Annotated in this window: 7 protein-coding genes and 1 pseudogene; 7 read left to right on the plus strand and 1 reads right to left on the minus strand. The window is 46.2% G+C overall.

Annotation, left to right across the window (positions count from 1 at the left end; translation table 11 throughout):
• The first annotated feature begins 742 nt into the window (after window positions 1–742).
• From rpmI to QUB14_RS27615, 6 genes are all read left to right on the plus strand, one after another.
• Window positions 743–940 carry a 50S ribosomal protein L35 gene (gene rpmI, locus QUB14_RS27590; protein ID WP_006634164.1) on the plus strand — a complete coding sequence of 66 codons (198 nt, stop codon included), beginning with the start codon at window positions 743–745 and terminating at the stop codon, window positions 938–940.
• Between the two features lie 19 nt (window positions 941–959).
• Complete coding sequence (gene rplT / locus QUB14_RS27595) at window positions 960–1,316, plus strand: 50S ribosomal protein L20 (RefSeq protein ID WP_190658174.1); 357 nt, start codon at window positions 960–962, stop codon at window positions 1,314–1,316.
• A gap of 272 nt (window positions 1,317–1,588) precedes the next feature.
• Window positions 1,589–2,119 (plus strand): tetratricopeptide repeat protein, encoded by a 531-nt coding sequence (locus tag QUB14_RS27600; RefSeq protein ID WP_190658173.1) that lies wholly within the window; start codon window positions 1,589–1,591, stop codon window positions 2,117–2,119.
• A gap of 237 nt (window positions 2,120–2,356) precedes the next feature.
• Entirely contained in the window at window positions 2,357–2,734 is a 378-nt protein-coding gene (locus QUB14_RS27605; protein ID WP_333218669.1) for a response regulator, read from the plus strand.
• Complete coding sequence (locus QUB14_RS27610; RefSeq protein ID WP_006634168.1) at window positions 2,731–3,339, plus strand: hypothetical protein; 609 nt, start codon at window positions 2,731–2,733, stop codon at window positions 3,337–3,339. Before QUB14_RS27605 ends, QUB14_RS27610 begins: the two co-directional genes overlap by 4 nt.
• Complete coding sequence (locus QUB14_RS27615; RefSeq protein ID WP_333218670.1) at window positions 3,336–5,528, plus strand: diguanylate cyclase domain-containing protein; 2,193 nt, start codon at window positions 3,336–3,338, stop codon at window positions 5,526–5,528. The genes QUB14_RS27610 and QUB14_RS27615 overlap by 4 nt, the downstream gene beginning before the upstream one ends.
• 279 nt (window positions 5,529–5,807) lie before the next feature.
• Here the strand turns inward: QUB14_RS27615 and QUB14_RS28855 are convergent.
• A pseudogene (locus QUB14_RS28855) lies at window positions 5,808–5,990 on the minus strand (IS630 family transposase); the annotation flags it as partial.
• Window positions 5,991–6,667: 677 nt separating this feature from the next.
• Here QUB14_RS28855 and QUB14_RS27620 point away from each other — a divergent pair.
• Entirely contained in the window at window positions 6,668–6,868 is a 201-nt protein-coding gene (locus QUB14_RS27620; RefSeq protein WP_333218671.1) for a transposase, read from the plus strand.
• Window positions 6,869–6,923: the final 55 nt, after the last annotated feature.

Consider the following 6,923-nt stretch of genomic DNA (forward strand, 5'->3'; position numbering starts at 1 on the left):
GATGCACCTTACTTGCTCTCCCTTTTTGGACACCCTACCTATTTTACCACTATTTTAGCCTTAACTGAACCGTATTGAACTATAGCTTCAACGATCGCCCGGGGTCAGAGTGGTGTCAATGTAGTAGGATAGTGTTACCCTAAGTTACCATAATCAAGGGAAACTAAAAGTTTTTAGGATTTTATCGAGTCGATCTACAAATCGCCACCGTCGGTTCTGATTAAGATTTAATCTGATAGCTGGACTCGATAATTATCAACTCAATAAAGTTCAAAAATAGAGGGAAATTAGCTTTAAAAGTCGCCAAAAAGTCTCTACTAATTGTACATAAATTTTTCCACTCAGCTCGCACTATATTTTGGGAGATGTGAGTGCTGCATCCCTGTTTCATAAATTTTATTTGTTCATACAGATTCATAAATATTAAGAGAATTAGAGACGCACAGCAGCAATTGCGCCCAGACTTTTGCAAGTTGCATCTTCAATTTAATTATCGTGGCTCACTAGCAGCTTTCAAATATTAACCCTGCTGATAACCCAGAGGTATAACCCTTAATTATACTGAAACTGCGGTATAACATTTTATACCCGATGTTAACACTAGCAAACAACCGTAAGATTACCCGATCGCCCATCCTGTATATCGCAGCAAATGCAGCGCCACCCCAACCCGCAAATCTCCCTTGCAGAAAGTAGCACAAACGTGATACGGTATAAGCTTGTGTCCAAATAACACCAGTTCATGCCAAAACTCAAAACTCGCAAAGCAGCCGCAAAGCGCTTTAGAGCGACCGGCAGCGGTAAAATTGTGCGCCGTAAAGCTTACAAAAGCCACTTGCTACAGCACAAAAGTTCAGCTCGCAAAAGCCGTCTATCTAAGCTGGTCGTCATCGACGAGACCAACGATGCTAACGTGCGGTTAATGCTTCCATACTTGTAAAGTTTAACGGAAATTAAAGATGACACGGGTAAAACGCGGTAATGTCGCCAGAGCGCGCCGCAAAAAAATTCTCAAATTAGCCAAGGGTTTCCGAGGCGCACAGTCGAAACAGTTCCGCACAGCTAACCAACGGGTGATGCAGGCCCTGCGTAACGGTTATCGCGATCGCAAAAAACGCAAACGCGATTTCCGCCGCCTGTGGATTGCTCGGATCAATGCTGCATCGCGCCAGCACGGCACGAGCTACAGCAGACTGATCGGCAACATGAAAAAAGCCAACATCGAAATCAACCGCAAAATGCTGGCACAAATGGCGATCATTGACCCCGCAACATTCGGTAAAGTCGTGGAAATGGCTAATCGAGCCGGAGGCTGAAAGTTCGCTTGATTCTCAGAAGGCAGAAAGCAGAAGTAAGAAAGATTTAACTGTCTGCCAGAGAAGGAAAACTCCTGATAAATTTAGGAGGTTGAGACAAACTTTCCTTCTTTGTTCTTACTTCTGGGCTCTTGCTTTTTCAGAAATCGCGATCGGGCCGCTCGATCGCTATTTCCTTGTTTTTTATACAGTTGCAGAGGCAGATATCAGAGATTGCTATTGCCTTAAAATAAATAAAACCTTCCACAGACCTACCTAATTTTAAGAAAAACATGGATAGTAATTTGCTCATTGTTTACCTGTCAGTCCTGCTGGCTATACTCGGCAGCACTTCCTGGTTTGTGGTGCGCCAGATTCTTAAAACTCGGAAGCTGGAAATGTCTCTGGAACGCTTAGAAAATAAGCTGACAGTAGAAAAAGGAACAGCACAGGAATACTACGAATTAGGAAGTATCTATCTAGATAAGAAGCTTTACTCGCAGGCGATCGTACTGTTTCAAAAAGCCCTGAAAGCCAAAGACTTAGAAGGCGAAGAAAATCAAGCTGTTATTTACAACGCCCTCGGTTTTGCACACTTTGGCCAAGAACAGTACGACATCGCAATCCGCCACTACAAAGAAGCCCTGAAGTTACAGCCAGGATACGTTACATCTCTCAATAATCTGGGTCACGCCTACGAGCGCAAGAAATTAACAGCTCAAGCCTTGGAAATGTACGAACAAGCTCTCGCCTGCGATCCAGACAATACCACGGCCAAACAGCGAGTAGAATCGCTCCGGAAGCGTTTGGTAATCTATAATTGAGCGCCCATGTTAGGAGCAATAGAGATCCCGCAAACCTGGTTTCATTCAGAAACCGGGTTTTTTCTTCACATAGTCCAAGATACTAAACTATCCCACACATTAATGCGTTAGTTTTTAAGAACAGGAATTCCAAGTGAAGCTCGATCGCACACCGTCCCAGCACTTTAAATTACTGTCAAGATAAAAGCAGTACCTGCAACGCCGGTCAGTTCTAAAAAATAGAAGGAGGAGAACGTAGTGACATCAATTCTCGTTGTCGAAGATTCGTGGTTGACTCGCAGGGTGATCTGCAAAATCTTGCGAGCAGAAGGATACGAGACTTGGGAAGCATCCAGCGGCCCAGAAGCTCTAGAACAGCTCGGCACTAAAACCCCAAACTGTATGCTCTTAGATCTGCTGATGCCAGAAATGGAAGGTCGGGAAGTCCTGCAAGCCATGCGCGATCGAGGATATAAAATTCCAGTGATCGTAATTACCGCAGACATCCAAGCAAGCACCCGCTCCGAGTGCATGGAACTCGGAGCCATGGCAGTCATTCACAAAATGCCCAACTCAGACGAACTAATCGCGTGGATCAAAAAAGCTCTCAGTGTCAGCGAGGAGAGCACCCAATGAAATTAAGCACTCGACAGCTCGATGCTTTGCAGGAACTCGTCAACATCGGGATCGGTCAAGCCGCAGGGGTTTTGAACGACATGATCGACTCCCCGATTCGCTTGCAAATCCCCTACCTTCAAATCCTGACTCCCATCGACGTGGAAGAAGAGTTAGAGCAACACCTCAACGGCGAGCAAATCGCCGCTGTCCAGCTCAAATTCACAGGCTCCTTTGGAGGCATTGCCCAGCTAGTCTTTCCCACCAACAGCGCTGCCCTGCTGGTGACAATGCTTACAGGGGAAGAAGTTGGAACTCACGATCTCGATTCAGTCAAAATTGGTACGCTGAGTGAAGTGGGAAATATTGTAATTAATGGGGTCATGGGTGCAATCAGCAACGTACTTCAGCAGCGCCTGAACTACTCAATTCCCACTTATAGCGAAGGGACGATTGCTAATTTGCTGATATCTGGCGGTTTAGCTACTGATACAGTTGTTTTATTAGCCCAGACCAGTTTCATGATTGAAAGGCTTCACATTGAAGGAGATATCATTCTTATTTTCAATGTTAATTCCTTTGACACCTTGTTGACTGCTATCAATCAACTTGCCGGGGGTCTATGATTGAGGAGAGCAAAAGTATTAAGGAAAAGTTTGGGGTTCTCGACAGCGTACCAGTCGGCGCCTGCTTGCTGCAAGATGATTTTGTGGTGCTGTTTTGGAACACTTGTCTGGAAGAGTGGACTAAAATTCCCCGCAGCCAAATATTGGGAACAAAGATCACAACCCATTTTCCTCACCTGAGTCAGTTAAAGTATGCCACTCGCTTCAAGCAAATCTTTGCAGGAGGCCCGCCAACAATTTTTTCTTCTCAAATTCACAAACACCTGATTCCGGCAACTTGGCAAGACGGCCAGCAGCGAATTCAGCAAACTACTGTGACTGCTGTGCCGGCCCAAGAGGCTGGCATAGAAGAACAGGAAATTAGAGACTGGGTTCTCCGTACTCTTGAGTTGGAATCAGACGGTACTGTCGGAGTCGGATCACCAAGAAGTGCTTTTTTGTCTAGGGAATCTGCACCCTCAGCTTCGTCATCAATATGGCCCGGGGTCAATTCCCCATCGTTTTACGCGCTGCTGGTGATTCAAGACGTGACCGACCTCACCCACCGCATCCAAGCTTACCGCACAATGCGGGATCAAGCTTTGGAAGAAGTGCAAGTGCGTCAGCGGGTGGAGGAAGAATTGCGATCGAGCCAGCATTTCATCCAGCAGATTGCTGACGCGGCGCCTTATTTGCTGTACATCTACGATTTGACCGAACAGCGAAACGTCTACGTCAACGGTCAAGCTTCTAAATTGCTGGGTTACACTCCCCAAGAAATTTTACAGATGCAAACTGCTTTGTACTCCAGTTTGGTGTACCCAGAAGATTTGCCCAGGCTCAAAGCCCACCAGCAAAAATTTCCCTCGACCCAAGACGGGCATATTTTGGAATTGGAGTATCGGCTCAAACATCGATCGGGCGAATGGCGCTGGTTTCGCTGCCGCGACCAAGTTTTCGCCCGCACAGCCGACGGCTGCCCCAAACAAATTTTCGGCACCGCTCAAGATATCACCGAGTACAAGCGGGCAGAAGAGGCGCTGCGACAGCAGAACGAACGAGAACTGCTGATGGCGACGATTACTCAGCACATCCGCCAGTCTCTGGATTTGGGCGAAGTGCTCAGCACGACAGTGACAGAAGTGCGTCACTTCCTTCAGGCCGATCGAGTGATGATCGTCCGCTTCAACCCCTGTACCGCCAGTCTCTGCGCCGGCCCGGCGACGGGGGCGGTGACAGTGGAATCTGTAGCTCCCAACTGCCCGCCGATGTTGGGGGAAACCCTGGAAAATTTCTGTTTTGACCAGTTCTATATCGAAGCGTACCAACATCGAGCTATCCGACCGATCGCCGATGTTTTGGCCGCCGATATGCCGCAATATCAAATTGACTTGCTCGCACAATTCGCGGTGAGAGCTTATTTGGTAGTGCCTTTAGTGCAAGGAGACGAGTTGTGGGGGCTGCTGATGGCCCACCAGTGCAGTCCCCGGCAGTGGATGCAGTTGGAAGTAGAGTTGCTGTCTTCTCTGGCCACGCAGTTGGCGATCGCCATCAAGCAAGCAGAACTCTACCAGCAGTTGCAAGCGGCAAACCTCAAGTTAGAGCGCTTGGCAACTTTAGACGAACTCACGCAGCTAGCAAACCGCCGCCGATTCGATCAGTATTTAGAAATGGAGTGGCGCAGACAAGCCCGGGAACAAACGCCTCTGTCCCTGATTCTCTGCGATATTGATTCTTTTAAAAGTTACAACGATACCTACGGGCACCCAGGGGGAGACGAATGTTTGCGGCAAGTCGCCGCGGCGATCGGCAATGCAGTCGGTCGCCCCGCCGATTTAGTAGCTCGGTACGGAGGCGAAGAATTTGCCGTTATTTTGCCAAATACCGCGATTCAAGGCGCCGTGATGGTAGCCGAACACATACAGCTTAAAATCGCAGCTTTGCAGCTTCCTCACGCTGGTTCTCAAGTGAGCCCGTACGTCACTATGAGTCTAGGCGTAGCGAGTATTGTTCCTGCATCTGAATCGGGAGCCGAAATTCTGATTGCCGCAGCCGACCAAGCGCTTTATCAAGCTAAACGACTTGGGCGCGATCGTATCCAACTTTACCAGCCCGATCCTGCGGGCAAGGCAAATGGGACAGGCACTTCGATACTTCCTGTAGATTTTTCTATACCCAATACTAATTTACCCTCTCCCACTAGCGCTTGACGAATTGCAATATTTGTTGATTCCGAGTAGTTATACCACTCCGCCAAAAAAATGCCACTGTAAGCCCGCGATCCAAACCCCGATCTCCCTCTTCTGTCACTTTCCGGATTAAAGAAGTAAGAAATAAGCCAGGTCAAACAGAAGAATAAAAGGGTGGGAATTGATTTATTGTATCAATTAAATCGTTGAACCCAAGCAATAAATTAGGATAAGCAAATATTGGTAACCAAGGAGAAATCCACCCAAATAGAAGGATGGGTTGGATAAGCTGTTGTGCATTTAAACCGTGCTACAAGAATTACCCTTGTTTGGGATTTTTCGTCCCCATTTAATAATCAACTCTCCTTCATTTAAGAGGCGATGTAATAAATACTCTAGTTTTTCACTTGATGTAAACAGTCGATTAGCAATGTATTCTTTTGTTGAAGGTCGCACCAATTCAATTAAGTTATAGTCGCGACTAGATTACGGAAGGAATTATCAATGAATATTAGGCATTTCTGTGTCATTTTTTTTGAGGTACTCTTCTTTCTTATGAAAACAGACCTTCAATGACGATACAGCACTTGACGATGTTATGAGGTACAATTGATAATTGGAATATTTGATAGCCAAAGCGTCGGAAATCCTATTCCCTCGACCTGGGATTAAAAATAGTGACAGCACACTTAGTAGAAAAGATGTCAAGCGAGAAAAGTAGCCAGTCGGTTTGGTGTTACTAAAAGTCTGGTTCAAAAACTGGTCAAGCAACAACAAACTGAGGGAAACTTACTTCCAAAAAAGAGGGGAAAACCCCGATTCAGCCCTTTGGCTAATGCAGAAGCAGAAGTCAGAGCATCCTTTAGCCGAGTATCCCAATGCTAATGCAGGTGGAATTATCTGAATTCTTGCTACAGCGAAGGGGAAATTGGGTGAGTCGGACGGCAGTGTGTCGGTATGCGACAAAAATTAGAACTCAATCGTAAAAAAAAACATAGCAAAGTAGCCAAGCTGGAACAGAAAGAGTCCAAAAGTTAAGAGTTGAGTATTGGGAAAAAATCAAAAATATCGAGACCCAGAACAAGCGTATTCTTAGATGAAACGGGGATTATGCGGTCGTTTGGCTAGGACTGTTGCTCGTTCATAGGTAGGGACATTCGTTGGCCGGAATCAAGGCATTTTATCGAGGCTCTAAAGTCACAGTTATTGGCGGAATTAGCCTGAAGAAGTTTATGGCAGTAATGACAATGAATGATTCCATGGACGAGCCAGCATTTGCCGTATTTATTGAGAAGTTTTTATGCCCTCAATTATGGCAAGAAGCGGTAGTAGTGATGGATAATATCATGTCCGGTAAATGACTTACGATTAAACTCCTATTTTAGTCCACCAATAAAAACCAGTTACCCCTTGAAT

This window comes from Microcoleus sp. B3-D2 (assembly GCF_036705345.1).
In the GTDB taxonomy this organism is placed as follows: Bacteria; Cyanobacteriota; Cyanobacteriia; order Cyanobacteriales; family Microcoleaceae; genus Microcoleus.

What these genes read in the sequence shown, in the direction of transcription:
- QUB14_RS27600 (WP_190658173.1), top strand. Translation starts at nt 1,589, where the DNA reads ATGGATAGTAATTTGCTCATTGTTTACCTGTCAGTCCTGCTGGCTATA.
- QUB14_RS27610 (WP_006634168.1), top strand. Translation starts at nt 2,731, where the DNA reads ATGAAATTAAGCACTCGACAGCTCGATGCTTTGCAGGAACTCGTCAAC.
- rplT (WP_190658174.1), top strand. Translation starts at nt 960, where the DNA reads ATGACACGGGTAAAACGCGGTAATGTCGCCAGAGCGCGCCGCAAAAAA.
- QUB14_RS27615 (WP_333218670.1), top strand. Translation starts at nt 3,336, where the DNA reads ATGATTGAGGAGAGCAAAAGTATTAAGGAAAAGTTTGGGGTTCTCGAC.
- rpmI (WP_006634164.1), top strand. Translation starts at nt 743, where the DNA reads ATGCCAAAACTCAAAACTCGCAAAGCAGCCGCAAAGCGCTTTAGAGCG.